The organism is Streptomyces gobiensis (assembly GCF_021216675.1).
In the GTDB taxonomy this organism is placed as follows: Bacteria; Actinomycetota; Actinomycetes; order Streptomycetales; family Streptomycetaceae; genus Streptomyces; species Streptomyces gobiensis.
Genome location: NZ_CP086120.1, coordinates 3413435 through 3431399, shown reverse-complemented (window position 1 = coordinate 3431399; position 17965 = coordinate 3413435). Strand labels below are relative to the sequence as shown.

The window sequence follows — 17965 nt, the reverse complement described above, 5'->3', positions numbered from 1 at the left end:
AGGGCGGCATCGAAGGTAGGCACGGCTCACGCTCCGGTGACAAGGACGGTGATGGCCAGCACGATGGAGCCGGCGAGCAGGGCGCTCAGATACGTCTGCACATTGCCGGTCTGGGCGCGGCGTACGGCGGTGCCGAGCCACCCGGCGGTGGTGCCCGCGCCGCTGACGTAGGCGTCGACGACCTCGCGGTCGAGGAAGCGTACGAGCTGGGCGCTGGCGCGTACGGGGGCGACGAACAGCCGGTCGTAGACGGCGTCCAGCCGGAAGCCCTCCGCGGCGTGCCGGTGCAGTGGGCCGAGGAGCAGTCGGCTGGGGTCGGCGGGGTCGGGCGCGGCGGCGATGCTGCCGTAGGCGGGCTCATGGCTGGCGATGGCCTCGGCCTCGGAGACGGCGGGTTCGGCTTCGGGGTGCGCGGCGACAGCGCCCATCGGGGCTCGGGCGGCGAGCGCCAGGCTGTGCCGCCAGGCGGCGTAGGTGAGCAGACCGCCGACGAGGGCGGCGCCGGTGGCCAGCACGGAGGTGGTCAGCGTCGGGGCGAGGCTGCCGCCGTCGAACCAGCCGGGGAGGCGGCCGTAGAGCAGGCCGAACGCGAGGGAGGGGATGGCCAGCACCCAGAGCACGGCGTTCATGGCGATCGGCTCGCGGCCGTGGGCGGGTGCCTCGGCGCCTTGGCCGTGGAAGGCGAGCAGCCACAGCCGGGCGGCGTAGCCCGCGGTGAGGAGGGCGGTGGCCAGTCCGGCGGCCAGGACGATCCAGCCCGCGGTGGCGGGGATACCGGCGGCGGGGTCGGTCGCGGCGTGTTCGGCGGCGCCGAGGACGGCTTCCTTGGAGAAGAAGCCCGCGAAGGGCGGGATGGCGGCGAGCGCGAGGAGCGCGACCGTCATGGTCCAGTAGGCGTCCGGTACGCGCTTGGCGATCCCGCGCATCCGGGACATGGCGGCCAGCGAGTTGGTACCGGCCGCGTGGATGATCACGCCTGCGGCGAGGAAGAGCAGGGCCTTGAACGCGCCGTGGGAGAGGAGATGGAAGGTGGCGGCGCCCCGGTTGCCGACGGCCAGGGCTCCGGTCATATAGCCGAGCTGGCCGACGGTCGAGTAGGCGAGGACGCGTTTGATGTCGTCCTGAGCGAGGGCGGCGAGCGCCGAGCCGACCATGGTGATGGCGGCCATGGCGGCGAGCACCAGCAGTGCGGCGGTGGAGGCGGTGAAGACGGGCAGCAGCCGGGCGATGAAGTAGACACCGGCGGCGACCATGGTGGCGGCGTGGATCAGTGCGGAGACCGGGGTGGGGCCCGCCATCGCGTCGGGCAGCCAGGTGTGCAGCGGGAACTGGGCGGACTTGCCCGCGACTCCGGCCAGCAGCAGCAGCGCGATCAGGGTGGGGTGGCTGAGCTGGAAGTCGGAGAGCGTGGAGGTGAGCCGGGTGACGATGGTGCTGATGCGGAAGGTCCCGGCCTCGGAGGCCAGGGCCAGGATGCCGATCAGGAAAGGGACGTCGCCGAGCTTGGTGACGAGGAAGGCCTTGAGGGAGGCGGCGCGGGCCGCGGTGGTCTCCCAGTAGTGGCCGACCAGGAAGTAGGAGCAGATGCCCATGATCTCCCAGCCGACCAGCAACACGATGAGGTCATCGCTGTAGACGACAAGCAGCATCGCGGCGGTGAAGAGGGAGACCAGGGCGGCGTAGGAGGCGTAGCGCGGGTCGTCGCGGAGGTAGCCGGTGGAGTAGAGCTGAACGCAGGAGGCTACGACGCCGACGAGCACCGCGACGAGGACGGCGAAGCCGTCCAGGTGGAAGGCGAGTTCGACCGGGAGGGCGGCGTTGCCGGTCGGGGTGAGCCCGGTGACGGCGGTCAGCGCGTTCTCGCCGGTCCCGCCGCCCTGCCGGAGGGCGATGATGATGGCGAGCGCGGTGGCGGCGAGGGTGGGCAGTACGGCCAGTGGCCGGACGAAGGCGGGGGCGCGGCGGCCCAGCAGAAACCCGGCGAGTGCGCCGAGGAAGGGCAGGAGGGGGACGAGGACGGCGAGGGTCGTGGTGGTCACGCGGTGGCCTCCGCCTTCTCCTCTGACGGGGTGGTTTTGCCCTCGGGGCTGTCATCGGCGCTCTCTTCGGCGCTCTCTTCGACGAGGTCGCGGAGCTGGTCGATGTTGGAGCTGCCCCGGTTGCGGTAGACGAGCAGGACGATCGCGAGGCCGATACCGATCTCGGCGGCGGCGATGGCGATGGTGAAGAGGGTGAGCGACTGGCCCGCGTGCAGGGTGTCGCGGAGCCAGACGTCGAAGGCGACGAGGTTGAGGTTGACGGCGTTGAGCATCAGCTCAATGGAGATCAGCACGAGGACCGCGTTACGGCGGGCGAGTACTCCGTAAAGACCGACGCAGAAGAGGAGCACCGCGAGTACGGCGGGATAGGCGAGGTGCATCAGCGCGCTTCCTTCTCCTTCTTCCGCCGGGAAATCACGATGGCGCCGACGAGTGCGGCGAGCAGCAGCACGGAGAGCGCTTCGAAGGGCAGCACCCAGTGCCGGAACAGGGCCGCGCCGATGGTCGTCGCGTCGCCCTGCGGCTCGTCGAGGTTGATCCAGGCGGCGCGGAAGGCGTCCACGACGACCGTGACCAGGGTGGCCGCGGCGGCGAGGGCCACCGCGAGCGCCACCGTGCGGTTGCCGGAGTCGGCGTCCGGTGAGCGGCCGATGGGGGCCTTGGTGAGCATCAGCCCGAACAGGAGCAGGACGACGACGGAGCCGACGTAGATGAGGACCTGCACCCAGGCGATGAGCTCCGCGGTGAGCAGGAGGTATTCGACGGCGATTCCGCCGAGCGCCACCACCAGCCAGAGCGCGGCATGCACCAGCTGTCTGCTGGTGACGGTGATGACGGCCGCGCCGAGGGTGACCAGGCCGACGAGCAGGAAGGCGATCTCGATCCCGGTGGGCGACAGGAAGCCGTTGCCTTCGGCGGCAAGCGCGATCACGCGTCCCCCTCCTGCTGGTCCTGCTGCTCCTGCTGCTCCGGGGCGGCTTCCTGCTGGGCGGCGAGTTTGGCGGCGGCCTTCTGGGCCGCGCCGATCTCCTTGGGCTCTTCCGCGGCGGGGTCGAGCGGCGGCGGCTCCGGCACGGTCCACATCCATTCCCGGAGCGTGTCCCGCTCATGAGTGAGATCGCGGATGTCGGTCTCGGCGTACTCGAACTCCGGGGACCAGAACAGCGCGTCGAAGGGGCACACCTCGATGCAGATACCGCAGTACATGCAGAGCGAGAAGTCGATGGCGAACCGATCCAGCACATTGCGGCTGCGTTCCCGGCCGCCGGGGGCGGCGGGCGGCACCGTCTCCTTGTGGGAGTCGATGTAGATGCACCAGTCCGGGCACTCCCGGGCACAGAGCATGCAGACCGTGCAGTTCTCCTCGAACAGCCCGATCACGCCCCGGCTGCGGGCGGGCAGCTCGGGCTGGACGTCCGGGTAGTGCGCGGTGTGCGAACGCCGGGTCATCGTCCGGAGGGTGACGGCCAGGCCCTTGGCCAGGCCGGAGCCGGGGAGGCCCATGACTTAGAACACCACCTTCACGACGCCGGTGAGCGCGATCTGGAACAGCGCGAGCGGGACCAGGCAGGTCCAGGCGAACTTCTGGATCTGGTCCGCCCGCATCCGGGGCCAGGCGACCCGCATCCAGATCACCAGGAAGCTGAGTGCGGCGGTCTTGAGCAGCATCCACAGCCAGCCGAACTGGTCCGCGAACGGGCCGTGCCAGCCGCCGAGGAAGAGTACGGCGGTCAGTGCGGAGATGATCACGATGCCCGCGTACTCGGAGAGCATGAACAGCGCGAAGCGGAGGCCGCCGTACTCGGTGAGCGGCCCGAAGATGATCTCCTCGGGCGCGAGCGGGGCGTCGAACGGTGGCCGGTGCAGCTCGGCGACCCCGGCGACGAAGAAGACGAACGCGCCGATGATCTGCCAGGGCAGCCACCACCACTCCCAGGCATCGAGGATGCCGGGGAGCGAGAGCGTACTGGCGGCCATGGCGACCGAGGCCGCGGAGAGCAGCAGCGGCAGCTCATACGCCAGCAGCTGCGCGGCGGTACGCAGGCCGCCGAGCAGCGAGTACTTGTTGGCCGACGCCCAGCCGCCCATGACCTGGCCGAGCACGCCGACGCCGAGGACGGCGAGCACGAAGAAGATCCCGGCATCGATGACCTGTCCGACGACGCCGTTCGGGGCGAGAGGGATCGCGATCAGGACCAGCAGATACGGGATGAGCGCGATGGCGGGCGCGAACTGGAAGATCCGCCGGTCGGCGTTGGCCGGTACGACGTCTTCCTTCTGCGCGAACTTCACGCCGTCCGCGACAAGCTGGGCCCAGCCGTGGAAGCCGCCCGCGTACATGGGGCCGACGCGGCCCTGCATATGGGCCATCACCTTGTGTTCGGCCTGGCCGACGAGCAGCGGCAGCGTAAGGAAGGCGACCAGCACGGCGAGCAGCCGCCATGCGACATCAACGAAGTCCATCAGCTCTCGCCCCCCGTCTCCTTCTCACCGGAGTCACCGGAGTCATCGGAGCCATTGGAGCCATTGGAGGACGCAGCGTCCTCGCCGAAGGCCGGGCGTGGGCTGTGCCAGGGGGCGTCCGTGCCGCGTTCCCGCGCCGGGCGCGGGGTGGTGGCCGCATCGGGCTGCTCCGCGTCGGTGGTGGGCTGCTGGCTCGCCGAGCCCTCGCTCGCGGTACGTGCGCGGCGGGGCGGGCGCTCGGCGGCGGGCTCAGCCGCCTCCGCTGCCTCCGCCGGCTCCGCTGCGGGCTCCTGGCTCGCCGAGCCCGCTGCCGCGCTCCGAGTGCGGCGGGGCGGGCGGTCGGCGGCGGCTCCCCGGGCGCGGGCCGGGCGGGAAGGAGCTGGCGGGAGCTGGCCCTTGAGGGGGCCCCATTCGTTGGGGTCGGGGACGCCCGGCGGCAGCATCTGGCGGCGCTTGGGACCGCCATGCTCGGACTCGCCCGGCTCCTTCGCGCCCGGCCAGGCCTTGGCGACACGGGCGGCGAGGACGAAGTCCTTGCGGAGCGGGTGCCCCTCAAACCCCTCGGGGAGGAGCAGCGGCTCCAGGTGCGGATGGCCGGTGAAGGTGACACCGAACATCTCGAACGTCTCCCGCTCATGCCAAGCGGCCCCGGCGTATACGCCGGTGGCGGTCGGCAGCTCGGGGGCGTCATGCGGCACGGTGGTGCGTACGACCAGCCGCCGTACGCCGCTGGCCGCGCTGGCCGCGCTGGCCGCGCTCGGCAGGGCGACCAGGTGCGCGCAGATACGGAAGCCGGTGCCGGGCTCGTCGACCGCGCTCAGCCAGTCGAAGAATGTGCAGCCCAGCTCGTCGCGGGCAGCGGTCAGTGCGGGAATCCAGCGTTCGGCCGGGACATCGACGGTCAGCAGCTCGTACGCCTCCGCCGCGCTCGCGCCCTCGCCGAAGAGCTCTTCGGCCTCCCGGGGCAGCCAACCGGTCATCGCTCCCCCTCCCCAGCCGCTGGCGGCTTCACCAGGCCGCTGGTCAGGGCCGCAGCGGACGGACGCGAGGCGTAACGATCATCCAGCGACTCCGCAGCGATCTTCTCCTGCAGCTTGAGTACGCCCTGAAGCAGCGCCTCCGGGCGGGGCGGGCAGCCCGGCACATAGACATCGACCGGGATGATCTGGTCGACGCCCTTGGTGACGGAGTACGAGTCCCAGTAGGGCCCGCCGCAGTTGGAGCAGGCGCCGAAGGAGATGACGTATTTCGGCTCGGGCATCTGCTCGTAGAGCCGCTTCACCGCCGGTGCCATCTTGTCGGTGACCGTGCCGGAGACGACCATCAGGTCGGCCTGGCGCGGGCCGGGTGCGAACGGGATCACGCCGAGACGGATGAAGTCATGCCGGGCCATGGACGCCGCGATGAACTCAATCGCGCAGCAGGCGAGCCCGAAGTTGAAGACCCACAGACTGTAGCGGCGCCCCCAGTTCAGCACGACCTTCATCGGCTCGGGTGCCAGCCGTGCCAGCGCCCCCAGCCGACGCGGCTCGGGAAGCTCAACAGGTGTTACGTCCATGTGAGGACGCCCTTCTTCCATGCGTAGAGCAGGCCTACGGCGAGGAAGCCGAGGAAGATAAACATCTCCACCAGCGTCGTCATGCCATATCCAGTCTCCGCGAAGACCGTCGCCCATGGGAAAAGGAAGATCGAGTCGACGGCGAAGATCACGTAGAGGAAGGCGTAGATGTAGTAGCGGACCTGGGTGTGCGCCCAGTCCTCGCCCACCGGGTCGACGCCGCACTCATACGTCAGCATCTTCTCCCGCGTCGGCACCACAGGCCGCAGCAGCCGCCCGGCCGCGAAGGCCACGGCGACGAAGAGCACCCCGACAACCGCGACCAGCCCGACGACCGAGTAGCCGTGGAAGTAGTCCGGCACGTCCACCCTTCCCTTGTCCCTTGCTGTGCTGTGCGTCCGTGTGCGTCCACGTTCAATGTTCGGCGATCTGTACGCACGGGAGTCTAGGCCCTGCCTCCGGGAGGCGGGGCCCGGCCGGTCACCAGGCAGCGGTACCGGCCTTGCGTTGATCCCCTTTCGTCCGGAGTGACCACTATGGTCTCCGCATGGCCATGCAGTTTCTCACCGCGGCCTGGCGGCTGCTCGCCGTGCTGGCCGTGCTGTGGCTGCTGCTCGTGCTGGCCGCCTGGTACTTCCAGCGGCAGCTGATCTATCTGCCCGACCGCTCCGACCCGCCGCTGCCCCCAGGGTCCGGCGTGACGGAGGTCCGCTACACCACGGCGGACGGTCATGAGCTCACCGGCTGGTTCCTGCCCGCCGCCGGGGAGGCGGCGCGGCCGTACGCCACCGTGGTGGTGAGCAACGGCAACGCCGGGAACCGCGGCGACCGGCTGCCACTGGCCAAGGGGCTCGCCGCCCGGGGCTACTCGGTGCTGCTCAGCGACTACCGCGGGTACGGGGGCAACCCCGGCCGCCCCACCGAGCGCGGGCTCCTCGCCGATCTGCGCGCCGCCGCCTCGTACGCCGCCGGCCGGGACGGAGTGGACCCGGAGCGGCTGGTGTACTTCGGCGAGTCGCTGGGCTCCGCGGTCGTCGCCGCCCTGGCGGCCGAGCGTCCCCCGGCGGCCCTGGTGCTGCGCTCCCCCTTCCCGGAGCTGGCCGATGTCGGGCAGGCCCACTACTGGTTCCTGCCGGTACGGCCGCTGCTGCACGACCGGTTCCGCACCGAGGAGCACCTGGCGCGCTATGACGGGCCCACCCTGGTAATCGCCGGAGAGCGCGACGAGATCATCCCGACGCGCCTGTCCCGACGGCTGGCGGAGAAACACGCCGACACCTACCGCGAGATCGCGGGCGCCCACCACAACGACAGCGCGCTGTTCTCCGGAACCGAGTTCCTCGACGCCATCGACGCCTTCCTGCGCGACAGCCTCCCCGACTAGCCGGCCGGACTACGGGCGCGCGTACGACCCAAGTCGCCCCACGGGGCGGAGAGGTCATACGCCCGTCAACGGTGCCGTAGACCACCGGCTGATGACCGGGCGTGCCACCGCTCAGCACACTGGTGACCGCGTCACAGAACGTTGCGGGGCGGCCACTGGACGGACACACGGGGAGGCACGGTGCACAGCAAGGGGATCAACCGGGCGCAGTTCTTGGCCAGGGCGGCGGCCATCGGGGTCGCGGGCGCGACCGGGTCACTCATGGCGGCGGGCCAGGCCGGGGCGACAGGGGAGCGGCGCGGGCTGACGCGCGGGCTGACGCACCGGGGCGTGTGCGACGACATCAGCGAAGGCGAGACACCGGGGACGGCGAGGAAAGCCGCCCCGCAGCAGGCCCTTGCCGGGCCGTGCACCACCCCCGGCTGGCGCCACAGTCCGGTCTTCCGGGCACCGCCACCCGGTGCACACCGGAGACCAGACGGGACTCCAACAGCCCCAACTAGCCTGACCAGACGAGGCCGAGGCCATCTACCGCACGGCTAACACCGAGTGCTTTACCTACTGTTGGGTGGTTTCGACAGCCGGAGGCGAGGGCTTCATCGTATGAGCGGTGACATGGTCGACAGGCGGCAAGCCAGCCAGCCATGTGAGTTGGACCCACCCGACGGCTAGCCGAACACCCTTGAGAGGCGGGGTATTCCCCCCGCCTTTCTCTGTTCGGCGGTGAACGGACGCCCAACCGCCCAGTGCTGCCCAACAGTTTGGCGCATTGGGGTCCTTGGCGCCGCAGGACTTGATCTCGCTGTGTGCGACGCAGGTCAGGCCAGTATTTTCCACGCCGTTATTGCCGTGCTGATACCACAGGCCATAATGGTGTGAGCGTGAGGTAATTCGGTGATTTCGCGATAATTGTTGCAGAAACTTCGAGGCGCCCTCCGGCAGTAGAGACAACATCACCCGCGCGTTGAACGCCCAGAAAAACATTGCGGGCCCGTAGGGCATGCCGGAGACTGGCGAAACACCCCTCGCGTTGCCCGCTGGACGTCGACGGCAGTGCGTCGCCGAGGTTCAGATGCTGAAATCGTGCAGGTCAGGTACCCCATACCGTCCGCGGAAGCACCTGCACTTTCATGCTGTCGAGCGGCGCCAGTTCTGTAATCTCGTCGTACTGCTTTCGCGCCATATCCTGTGGGGAAGGCGGTCCGGCCTGACCGACGGATAGGGGGAGCATGTCATCGCCCGCATGGATTACCGCCGGGGCGATCCTTATGGCCGCCCTCATCTCAGCTGGACCTGCCTGGATCGTGCTCCGCCGCCCTGATCGCAAAGGATCCGTCCCGACCGAGGAGGCGGTGACCACGCTGAGCAGAGAAGTCGAGCTGCTGGTCCAGGATGTCCGGGAAGCCCGGGCGGACATAGCGAGGGTCCGCGAATGGCAGGCAGCACACGACGCGGAACACATCATCCTGCACAGCCACCCCCCATCCGCCGACGACTGACCCCGGCCCGGCGGAAAGAACGCTGGCCTCCAGCGATGTACGGCTTACACGACCTTGCTCATCTGCCGTGGAATTCCACATTTCTGCTTGTTGGGGCTACTCACAGGGCCAGCCTCAGGGGCCCGCCGCCGGGGCCAAATGCGCAAGGACTTCGTGCTGCGCGGGCGCTGTTCGTCACGCACCGCAAGGACCGAACCGACGCTTGTACGCCGACGGGGTGATGCCCGTTTCGCGACGCATCAGCATGCGCAAATTGGCAGTCGTGCCAAGCCCACTGCGCCGCGCGACCACCGCCAAGCGGGACTCGCCCCGCTCGATCAACCGGCATGCCAGGGCAAGCCGTTCTCCTGTGAGCCACGTCAGCGGCGTCGTGCCCAATTGCGCCTGGAAGCGGCGATGCAGCGTTGCCGGACTGACCGCCGCACGCGTCGCAAGGTCGGACACCGTGAGCGGTGCTTCCAACCGTTCCTGGGCCCAGGCCAGGACAGGCGACAGGGACTCGTCCGGCAGGGCGGGCATGGGGCGCTCCACGAACTGCCGCTGCCCACCGTCCCGGTGCGCCGCGAAGACAAGTCGTCGGCTCACGCAGTTGGCGGTCTCCGCTCCGTAGTCGCGGCGGACCACATGCAGTCCAAGGTCGAGCGCAGCCGCGCTCCCCGCGGCGGTGAGGATGTCACCGTCGTCGACGAACAGCACGTCCGATTCGAGCCGTACAGAAGGGAAGCGGGCCCGGAAGGAATCCGCCCACTGCCAGTGTGCGGTGGCCCGGCGCCCGTCGAGGACTCCGGCCTCGGCCAGTGTGAACGCGCCGCTGCAGAAGCCCACCAGGCGCGCACCGCGCGCGTGCGCCCGTCGGACGGCATCGAGCACGGCCGGGCGGCGGGGCACCTCAACGTCGGGGCGGTTGGGGACGATCAAGGTATTCGCCGTGTCAGCCGCTTCCAAATCGGCGACTCCCGTGAGCGTGAAGAATCCGTCCCGCATCAGGGTGTGGGGCTGGGGAGAGCAGAGCCTGAAATCGTAGAGATCACGGCCGATCTCGGGCCTGCGCAGACCGAAAACCTCGGTCGCGCAGCCAAGCTCGAAGGGGTTTGAGTTCTCGTCCACGATCACGACGACCCGGTGTACACCTGCCGCGTGAACTGCGTGCGAGGATTCTTTCGCCATGTGCAATTCCTAGCACTCACGCTGGCCATATGAAACGGCCAAGGATGAGTCCATGAGTAACCAACCCATCCCCCTCAGCCAGGCTCTGTCCTCCTTCGACGCCCTGTGGAGCCCCCGCATCGTCACGCGCGTCAACGACTATGACGTCCGCATCGCCAAGGTCGAGGGCGAACACATCTGGCACGTCCACGACGACACCGACGAGTTCTTCCTCGTCCTCGACGGAGAACTGCACATCTCCTTGCGCGAGCCCGCCGGGGAGCGCACGGTCCTGCTCCCACAGGGTGCGGTCTTCACCGTCCCCCGAGGCACCGAACACAAGCCGTACGCTCCATCCGGCGCGGCCATTCTGATGTTCGAACCCGCCGGGACGCCAACCGTGGGCGATCGCCACGACGAGATCCCCGACCACGTGGACGCAACGACCGGGCACACACTCAACACCTGAGCTGACAGACTTCGGGGACAACGCTTCCACCGGTCACGAACCGGACGCGAACACCTCGATCTCGCAGCGTGCCGCTCCTGCCTTGCGGATCTTGTCGTCGCTGGTGATCAGAGGGGCACCGAGGGTTTCGGCCAGGGCGACGTAGTGAGCGTCGTAGGTGGAGAGGTTGTCGGAGAGCTTCCGTACCCGTTCCCACAGGACGAGGGTGGCGTGACGGTCGATCGCGAGGCTGTTGAAGTCCCCGATGGCCTTGACCGCCTCCCGAGCAGTGATCTTCGGGTTCCTGCCGCGAGCGAGGCCGAAGACGGCCGAGGTGATCTCGTAGTCGATCAAACCGGGAGCGGCCAGGATGTCTTCCTGGGCAATCCGTTCCCGGATCTTGGTGGCGACGGGACTGCGGCCGAGGAGGAAGTGCACCAGAGATGAGCAGTCAATGACGATCACCTGCGTTCCCGTCCGTCCTCAATGGCCTTCAGCACGTCCTCGGTGCTGAGTTCGGCACTGGCCTCGCGCTCCATACGGGCGGCCATGTCGGCGAGTGTCGGCTTGGAGACCTCGCGGGCGAAGAGCTCGATCGCGTAGGCCTGGAGCGACTTTCCCGACTGGGTGGCACGCACCTTCAGGGACTGGAGGATGTCGTCAGGGATGTTCCGAATGGTCATCGAAGTCATGCTTGCATAATGGCGGCAGTGCATGCACTATGCAAGTCTCCTGGGTGCGCTCGGAGAAAGAGGACGAAGACCGGCAAGGTGAGCGCCACCATCGAAACCCGGCGCAGATGGGCCTCGGTACCTTTGAGGCCATCGCTGAGGCCGCAGCCCGAGCGATCGAGGTGCTGCCAGAGCGCGGAAAAGGCGGTCCCCCGCACCCTGGGCAACGGGTGCGGGGGACCGCCTGCGTGCGAGGACGCCGTCAGACGGGCTAGCTGCCTGCGGCCCTGCGGCGTCGCATCCACCACGTCAGCGCGCCGCCTGCGACGGCGAGCGCCGCAGCCACAGCGGCGATCAGGCCGACGGGGGTGCTGTTGCCGGTGTCGGCGAGGTCACCGTCCGGGTCCTTCGCCGACGGAGTCGTCTTGTCACCGCCGGGCGTGGACGGGTCGGGTGCCGGGGTCGACGGGGTTTCGGTCGGCTTCGGGTCGTCCGGACCGGTCGGAGGCGGCGTCGGCGTCGGCGTCGGGTCCTCCGGGCTGGTGGGCTGGTCGGAGGTGGTCCCGCCAAGGTAGACGGTCTCACTGTCCTGGTAGGTCACCTCGGCCTGGACGGATGTCTTGGTGGTCTTGTCCAAGCCCCGGTGCTGCGTGTTGAACTGGGTGCGGCTGATGTTCCGCTTCGGCGCCTTGGAGAAGTCGACCCCGCCCATGGACAGGATCCACACCTTGCCGTCGTAGGTGCGCTTGAACTTGTAGTCGCCGTTCTTGAACGAGTGGACGTACTTGTCGTAGACGGTCTTCTTGTCCCAGTCCTTGTTCTCGCCCCTGAGCGGCCACCGCTTGACGTCGTTGCTATTGATGATCTTGCGGAAGTCGGTGGGGCTGCCCGCGTCCTGGCGGCGGATGTACTCGGCGGCCACCCGCGAGGAGTAGACGCGGCGCAGGTCGGCGTAGGACTTGTCGTCGTTGACGCGACGCTCAAGCTCCGGCTGGATCATCGTGCGGATCAGGGTCTCGGCCTGCTTGGTCTGCGCCTCGGTGAGCTTGCAGGTGTTGGGCGGTACGTCGGGTCCGGTGGGGACCTCGATGTTGACCTTCAGCGGCGCGTCCAGGATGTAGATGCCGCCGTCCTGCTCTCGGATCTTCGCAGGCTTCGGGGTGATCCACTGGCGGATGATGGGCAGGCACGGCATGCCCTCCGGTGTGCGGGGGGCTGCGCGCCAGAAGCGTTCCCCGCGCTCGTACTTGTCGGGGTTCATCGCATCCGCGTAGTCGTGCTTGAGGGTCAGGTCGGCCTCCAGCAGGATGCGCCCGGCGTCGGTCTTGGCGAACTCCTTGTCCATGATGACGTCGGGGCGGACCGGGTTGAGGTTGACCCAGAACTTGTCCGGGGTCAGGGCCAGCCAGGTGAAGAAGGCGTCCGAGGCGAGCTGGAGCTTGGCGTCACCGCCGTAGCCGGGGTTCTCGTCCGGGTTCTTGACGTAGTCGGCCTTCATCGAATAATCGAGGCCCTTGCCCTTGACGGGGGTGCCGACGTAGTTGATCTCCAGGGTGGAGAAGTCGATGCCGCCCGGCCCGCGGCCGAAGTAGCCGCCGCGGTTGTTCTGGTTGTACATCGCCTGAAGTCGGCGCGCTTCCTCGGCCGTCTTCCCGGACCGCAGGGCCTGGTCGATGATCGGTCCCCGGCCGCCCTTGAGCGGGTCGGCGTTGAACCGCTTGTCGTAGTTGGTGTAGACGTTCGGCTTCTGGGTGCGCTCGATGGCGTTCGATCGGCGTTCGTTGACCCCGGCCTGGGTGCGGTTGGTGCTCCGGTCCCGCTTGAGGTCGTCGTCGAACTGCTTGATCTTGTTCTTCGTCGAATCCTCGGTCTTGGCGCCGGTCAGGTACCGGAACGTCGACTTCGGCTTCTCCTTGGCGATCTGCCGGTCGGCCTTGAGCTGGTCGCTGTCGATCCTGCCGTTGGACTTCATCTCAACCTTGCGCTCGGTGCGCCGGTTGTGTGCGTCCACGACGCGGGTGCGCTTCTCGCCGGTCTCAGGGTCGGTGTATTCGATCGGGTCCTGGCACCACCAGTCGGGGCCGATCATGTTGTACTTCTTGACCATGCGGGCCTCGAACGCGTCACCCCGGAGCGGGTTGCCGTGGGCGCCGATGTAGCGCACGTCGAGGAAGCGCTTGAAGTCCTGGTAGCCCTTCGGGCTGTTGTACTGCTTGTTGTAGCGGGCGTAGATCTCCATGACCTTGTCCGCCGGGTTCTTCGTCCTGTTGTACTTGCGCTGCCACTTGCGGTAGTTCGTTCCCGCGGCCTTACGCTGGGCGTCGGTCGGCGGCAGCACCCCGTCATACGCCTTCGCGGGGTTGTCGTAGGTGTAGTTCTCGTCGTTCGGCCACGCGTCGTACGGAAGACTGTCCGGCGGCCCGGAGTTGGCCGGGGTGGAGGGAAACTTCTTCCCCAGGAACTTCTCGTCGCACCGCACTGGTTTGACGTTGGGCCCCTTCGCGGCCTCCGCCTCGTCGAAGGCGGGCAGGCCGGTCAGGGTCACGGCTGCCGCGGCGGTGAGGGCGATCACGATGCGCGCCCACACGCGCCGGTGGCGCGCAGGTTGGTGTATCTGAATGCTCACTGGCTTCTCCCCCTGGGAACCCCGTTTGGTGGTAGGAGAGGTACGCGGCGCCGTGGGCTCCGAGGTCAATTGGTCTTGTTGCGCCGACTGTTGCCCACTCTATGGAGTGAGCCGGTTGGGGTTCACGGTATTAAGGCGGCATGCCCGCGCCAACTCGCTTGTGTTTTCGGATCGTTATGGTCAGAACTCGTCGAACTCGCCGATCCAGGTGTCTTCCAGGTCACCGGTCGCCTCTTCGGTGTGCCGGACACGGAACACGGACAGCGTGCGGCCCTTGCGGAGCAGCGGGGTGACGCGCTGGAGGGCGAGCCGCGTAAGGCCTTCCCAGGGGAAGGCCCCGGGGTGGGCGTCGAGGTCGATGTCTGCCCGTTCCAGGGCATCGGGGCCGATACCGAAGGCGTTGATGACCTCCTGCGGGGTGCCCTCGCGGTCCCAGTCCCTCTCTCCGCTCCACCCTGCGGCGAACAGACGTGCCCCGTCCGGGTGGTAGATCACGTGGGTGCCGTAGGTCACGCTGTAGTCGATCGTCGCCGAGCCGATGATGACCGCTCCGGGGAAACGCTCCGCCAGCTCGTCCGCCTGCTCCGCAAGGGGGAACGTTCCCCCGGTGAACACCAGAGCGGGATCGTTGACCTCGGTCACCGTTCCCCAGCATCCGACACTGACCAGGTCGAGGTCCGCGCGGGTGGCGAAGGGAGGCCGCTCGGTCGCCTCGATCCGGTCAACCTCCTCCACCACCGTGTCGATGGTGCCGAAAGCAGCGGCGAATTCCCGTGCCCGTGCCGGGTCATGAGCGGGCAGAACACTTCCGCCGACGGGGAAGGGCCGCTCGATGAGGGTGAGCCTGAACTCCCCGTACTGCGCGATGCCCTGCTCCGGCGGGCAGTCCCAGAAGTCGTTGTCAGTCATCGAATACCTCCGTGGATACCAGGAAAGATCACGGCGCGAGCCGCGAGAATCTCCCTCCCTTGAGGGAGGAGAGTCGTCGAGGGCGCCACGGTAGCGAGGACCCTTGGCAGACCGTCGCGGCGGGGAGGGTGGGCCGATCCGGAACGACCGACGGCTTCGCAGACCCGCAACACGTCATGCAATGGCCTCCGCACCGGTGCGGTGCGGAGGCAGTCACTCACCGGGCGAGGTAGTCAAGGTCTCCGGCTTTTGTGCGGGCAGGAGGGATCGCGTTGCCGGGCGGGTGGCGATAAGTATCTCGTCCGGACGGTAGCTCTCGCGCAGGTGGAGGGCGCGCACAACGCCAGTGGCAAGCTCGACACAGTTGGTATTGCCGTCACCGCTAATGAAGGACGACTCCTGCCAACCGAACGTGATCACATGCAACACCTCAAGCATGGCTGAAGCGGTCGAAGGCACCCGCCTTGATTCTGCCAAGGAGGACCCTTGTGACGCTGGCTTCTCCGAACGGACATGGCAGAACGCCTATTTCGTCTCCGTCGATCTGACGCTGCTTGGCTCACAGCGGCTGCAGGCTTCGGCAGTGGGCGGCACGCCAGGGCACCTTTCGAGCGCCCTGGACTTCGCTCCGCAGGATCCCCAGTCAATTCTGGATGATGCCGTCGGCGTCAGGGGACCTTCTCTTCGCCTCCGTGTGGAACCATTCGATGAGATGGGTGCTGAAGAGCATGGCAGCGAAGTCCGGATCCCACTCCGCGCTCAAATCCGGCATGATCTTCTGGTTCCACACGAAGGTGACCCCAGGATGGCTGGCCATGGAGAAGGAAGCGGCCGCCCAGACACCATCCTCGCGGTGATCGAGGGTCATTTCCTGCAAGGTGCCCCGATCCTCTTCCGAGGCAAGCTCCCTGTGCAGGCCGGGTTCCGCAGCTCGCTGGAACTGAAGGACCCACTGATCCGGGTCCAGTCCGCCACGCGGGGTGTGGTCCACTGCTCCCTCCTCGCCCGGCTGATCATTCCAGGAAGGCCGTGATGATGCCGACCGTTCGGCCATCCCCAGACGCACCATCGACCCGTCTGGCCCCATGTCCTGCTGGCCGGAAATAATCAGGCGTGAGGGGCCTCGTGTTTCCCGCACAGAAATTTTGCCGTTAATACTGCAGCCGCAGTGATGGGACCGGTGATCGAGCTGCTCGTTGAGTGCGGCACGGAAGGGGATGGGAGGGGATGGGAGGGGACGTCTCGCCCGACGAGGTGGGACGCTGGGCTTGCAATCGCCCCGTACTCATGCGGTGCTGAGGCGGTGGCCTGGGCGAGCTCGCCACGGCATCCGGTGGAGAACGCGCCGCCGAAAGGAGCGGTTTCGGCGGCGCGGCCTTTTCGGTGGGTGGCTTCCCCTTCCGCGCGTAGCCGCTCAGAAGCCGCCGCGGTGCCAGGGGCCCCAGATGGCGATGCTCACACCGGCCTTCGACTGGATGTTCACAAAGAGGGTGCGCCCGTCGGGGGCGAAGGCCGAGCCCGCGAACTCGGCTCCCGTGTCTCCTGCGATGGGCTCCATCCGTGCGAAGTCAAAGATCGATCCGCTGGCGGTGAGACCGCGCAGATAGTTGTCGCCGTCGCCGTCCTCACACAGCACGAGGGTGCCGCGCGGACTGGCCGTGACATTGTCCGGCAGGTCGAGCGTCATCGAGTCCGGCGACTCGTACATCAGCCGGAGCATGCTCGTGCGGGGCTCGTACGCCCACACCTGACCACGGCCGTCGCCGAAGCCGCTGGGCGGCTCGTCGCCCTCGGCGGTCGCACCGCCCTGAGTGGAGACGAAGTACACCGTGCCCTGGTGGTATATGCAGCCCTCCAGCCGGGAGAATATCGCCGCACCCTTGGCCCGGCCCTGTGCGCCAACCGCCTGGAGCGCGGCGTCATTACTGGTGCCGGGAGCGAAATGCGGGTCGGGGTCGTCGATGTCCACCCAGCTCACCTGGTAGGTGGCGCCCTGCCGTTGGCCGAGCGAGAGGTCGGCGTTCTCCTCGCCACGCACCGCCAGCATCTGGAGCCTGCCGCCGTCCAGGAGCGCGCCCGTGGTCCTCGGATCGCGCGGCGGCAGGTAGCGGTAGAAGCCGGAGGGGAAGTTGAAGTTGTCCTCGCACTCGTAGAGCGCACCCGTGTGCGGGTCGAAGGCCACGGACTCATGCGGGAAGCGCCCGGCGGCCCGTACCGGCCGGGCGGAGGCTGCCTTGTCGGTGGGCACCTCGAAGAGATAGCCGTGCTTCTCGTACAGGAGGCTGTTGTCGCCGCCCGTGAAGTCATTGCCGACATCCGGGCCGTTGACGGTCTCCTCGCAGCTCACCCACGAGCCCCATGGCATGGGGCCACCGGAGCAGTTCATCTGGGTGCCGCTGAGGCTGGCCGCGCTGTGCAGAACCCGGCCTTGTCCGGTCACTACCAGCGTGGTGGTGCCGCCCCGGGCTGCTGGGTCGTAGACGGTCTTCTCCGTGCCGAAGGCTTCGCCGGGCCCGCCCAGTTCGTGGTTACGGACGAGCACGGTGGTGCCCCGGCTGCCCCGGCTGCCCCGGAAGGCGGCCATGCCGTCATGGTTGCCGGGTATGAGAGAACCGTCGCTGAGCGACTCGCCCGCCGGGCTGAAGGAGCGGTACGAGAACCCCTCGGGCAGATGCAGCCGTACCGTACCGTCACGCTGGTCCGGCACCGGCAGTAGTTCACCGTAGCCGCTGCCGGGCCTGGGACCGCCCTTGGCCGAGGCGCTGGCGACCCCGAGGAAGGGGCCGCCGAGGACCGCTCCCGCCGCCACGGCGGTGCTTCCGGCCAGGAAATGCCGTCGTTCCATGAATTGTCCTGTCATGAAAGGGTGTTGCCCCTGTAGGGAGCTTGAGGTCCGGACAAGGTATACGCGCGTAGCGTCAGGACGGAACCCTCTTGTTGCCTTCCACTTATCAGGTCGCTGACCGGGTTCTGCCACACCGCAGGATGGGACCTGGCGCAGCAGCCAGCAGGGGCCGCTGCCCGACCGTTCCTCACCCACCCGCCCCGCACCCGAGCTCCCGATTCGCTCACCGCCTGCCGCGTGCAGCGGCACGGACAGGAGGCCTGCGACCTTGACAGCCGAGCTTGGTGGTCAGTCCCCTGACGAATGTGGTTACCAGTCGGCAGGGCAAGACCGCCGCCGGGCGGGGACCGTGCCCCGAGGCTGGGATACCTCACTCC

20 protein-coding genes are annotated in these 17965 nt (G+C 68.1%); 3 read left to right on the top strand and 17 right to left on the bottom strand.

Annotated features, from left to right (window positions below; genetic code table 11):
• Nucleotides 1–26: 26 nt before the first annotated feature.
• The 8 genes from test1122_RS16030 to test1122_RS15995 are packed head-to-tail and all read right to left on the bottom strand — an operon-like array spanning nucleotide 27 to nucleotide 6422.
• Nucleotides 27–2039, bottom strand: coding sequence for an NADH-quinone oxidoreductase subunit 5 family protein (locus test1122_RS16030; RefSeq protein ID WP_232269849.1), 2013 nt, complete (start codon nucleotides 2037–2039; stop codon nucleotides 27–29).
• Nucleotides 2036–2419, bottom strand: a complete 384-nt coding sequence (gene nuoK / locus test1122_RS16025; RefSeq protein ID WP_232269848.1) for an NADH-quinone oxidoreductase subunit NuoK — start codon at nucleotides 2417–2419, stop codon at nucleotides 2036–2038. Before nuoK ends, test1122_RS16030 begins: the two co-directional genes overlap by 4 nt.
• Entirely contained in the window at nucleotides 2419–2967 is a 549-nt protein-coding gene (locus test1122_RS16020) for an NADH-quinone oxidoreductase subunit J family protein (RefSeq protein ID WP_232271931.1), read from the bottom strand. Before test1122_RS16020 ends, nuoK begins: the two co-directional genes overlap by 1 nt.
• A complete protein-coding gene (locus test1122_RS16015; RefSeq protein WP_232269847.1) occupies nucleotides 2967–3542 on the bottom strand; it encodes a NuoI/complex I 23 kDa subunit family protein in 576 nt (191 codons plus the stop codon). Before test1122_RS16015 ends, test1122_RS16020 begins: the two co-directional genes overlap by 1 nt.
• A gap of 3 nt (nucleotides 3543–3545) precedes the next feature.
• Nucleotides 3546–4502: a complex I subunit 1/NuoH family protein gene (locus test1122_RS16010; protein WP_422396992.1), complete on the bottom strand. Its 957-nt coding sequence runs from the start codon at nucleotides 4500–4502 to the stop codon at nucleotides 3546–3548.
• Complete coding sequence (locus test1122_RS16005; protein ID WP_422396991.1) at nucleotides 4502–5482, bottom strand: NADH-quinone oxidoreductase subunit C; 981 nt, start codon at nucleotides 5480–5482, stop codon at nucleotides 4502–4504. Before test1122_RS16005 ends, test1122_RS16010 begins: the two co-directional genes overlap by 1 nt.
• Nucleotides 5479–6060 carry an NADH-quinone oxidoreductase subunit B gene (locus test1122_RS16000; protein ID WP_232269846.1) on the bottom strand — a complete coding sequence of 194 codons (582 nt, stop codon included), beginning with the start codon at nucleotides 6058–6060 and terminating at the stop codon, nucleotides 5479–5481. The genes test1122_RS16005 and test1122_RS16000 overlap by 4 nt, the downstream gene beginning before the upstream one ends.
• Nucleotides 6051–6422 (bottom strand): NADH-quinone oxidoreductase subunit A, encoded by a 372-nt coding sequence (locus tag test1122_RS15995; RefSeq protein ID WP_232269845.1) that lies wholly within the window; start codon nucleotides 6420–6422, stop codon nucleotides 6051–6053. The genes test1122_RS16000 and test1122_RS15995 overlap by 10 nt, the downstream gene beginning before the upstream one ends.
• A gap of 185 nt (nucleotides 6423–6607) precedes the next feature.
• Between test1122_RS15995 and test1122_RS15990 the strand changes: the two genes are divergently transcribed.
• Nucleotides 6608–7444 carry an alpha/beta hydrolase gene (locus test1122_RS15990; protein ID WP_232269844.1) on the top strand — a complete coding sequence of 279 codons (837 nt, stop codon included), beginning with the start codon at nucleotides 6608–6610 and terminating at the stop codon, nucleotides 7442–7444.
• 131 nt (nucleotides 7445–7575) lie between these two features.
• On the opposite strand, the gene test1122_RS15985 is transcribed toward test1122_RS15990, so the two are convergent.
• Nucleotides 7576–7788: a hypothetical protein gene (locus tag test1122_RS15985; protein ID WP_232269843.1), complete on the bottom strand. Its 213-nt coding sequence runs from the start codon at nucleotides 7786–7788 to the stop codon at nucleotides 7576–7578.
• Between the two features lie 885 nt (nucleotides 7789–8673).
• Between test1122_RS15985 and test1122_RS15980 the strand changes: the two genes are divergently transcribed.
• On the top strand, nucleotides 8674–8943 hold the full coding sequence (locus test1122_RS15980) for a hypothetical protein (RefSeq protein WP_232269842.1): 270 nt from the start codon (nucleotides 8674–8676) through the stop codon (nucleotides 8941–8943).
• A gap of 174 nt (nucleotides 8944–9117) precedes the next feature.
• Here the strand turns inward: test1122_RS15980 and test1122_RS15975 are convergent, their stop codons facing one another.
• Nucleotides 9118–10110, bottom strand: coding sequence for a GlxA family transcriptional regulator (locus test1122_RS15975; RefSeq protein ID WP_232269841.1), 993 nt, complete (start codon nucleotides 10108–10110; stop codon nucleotides 9118–9120).
• A gap of 52 nt (nucleotides 10111–10162) precedes the next feature.
• Here test1122_RS15975 and test1122_RS15970 point away from each other — a divergent pair, with 52 nt between their 5' ends.
• The gene (locus test1122_RS15970) at nucleotides 10163–10558 is read left to right on the top strand and encodes a cupin domain-containing protein (RefSeq protein ID WP_232269840.1); all 396 of its coding nucleotides are present in this window, start codon (nucleotides 10163–10165) and stop codon (nucleotides 10556–10558) included.
• 33 nt (nucleotides 10559–10591) lie between these two features.
• On the opposite strand, the gene test1122_RS15965 is transcribed toward test1122_RS15970, so the two are convergent.
• From test1122_RS15965 to test1122_RS15935, 7 genes are all read right to left on the bottom strand, one after another.
• Nucleotides 10592–11002, bottom strand: coding sequence for a type II toxin-antitoxin system VapC family toxin (locus test1122_RS15965; RefSeq protein ID WP_232269839.1), 411 nt, complete (start codon nucleotides 11000–11002; stop codon nucleotides 10592–10594).
• Nucleotides 10999–11229 carry a FitA-like ribbon-helix-helix domain-containing protein gene (locus test1122_RS15960; protein ID WP_232269838.1) on the bottom strand — a complete coding sequence of 77 codons (231 nt, stop codon included), beginning with the start codon at nucleotides 11227–11229 and terminating at the stop codon, nucleotides 10999–11001. The genes test1122_RS15965 and test1122_RS15960 overlap by 4 nt, the downstream gene beginning before the upstream one ends.
• A gap of 250 nt (nucleotides 11230–11479) precedes the next feature.
• On the bottom strand, nucleotides 11480–13834 hold the full coding sequence (locus test1122_RS15955; RefSeq protein ID WP_232269837.1) for a hypothetical protein: 2355 nt from the start codon (nucleotides 13832–13834) through the stop codon (nucleotides 11480–11482).
• Between the two features lie 180 nt (nucleotides 13835–14014).
• Nucleotides 14015–14743: a DUF6333 family protein gene (locus tag test1122_RS15950; protein ID WP_232269836.1), complete on the bottom strand. Its 729-nt coding sequence runs from the start codon at nucleotides 14741–14743 to the stop codon at nucleotides 14015–14017.
• A gap of 213 nt (nucleotides 14744–14956) precedes the next feature.
• On the bottom strand, nucleotides 14957–15202 hold the full coding sequence (locus test1122_RS15945) for a DUF397 domain-containing protein (protein ID WP_232269835.1): 246 nt from the start codon (nucleotides 15200–15202) through the stop codon (nucleotides 14957–14959).
• Between the two features lie 184 nt (nucleotides 15203–15386).
• Nucleotides 15387–15611 carry a hypothetical protein gene (locus test1122_RS15940; protein ID WP_232269834.1) on the bottom strand — a complete coding sequence of 75 codons (225 nt, stop codon included), beginning with the start codon at nucleotides 15609–15611 and terminating at the stop codon, nucleotides 15387–15389.
• 546 nt (nucleotides 15612–16157) lie between these two features.
• Nucleotides 16158–17588, bottom strand: a complete 1431-nt coding sequence (locus test1122_RS15935; RefSeq protein ID WP_232269833.1) for an alkaline phosphatase PhoX — start codon at nucleotides 17586–17588, stop codon at nucleotides 16158–16160.
• Between the last annotated feature and the right edge of the window lie 377 nt (nucleotides 17589–17965).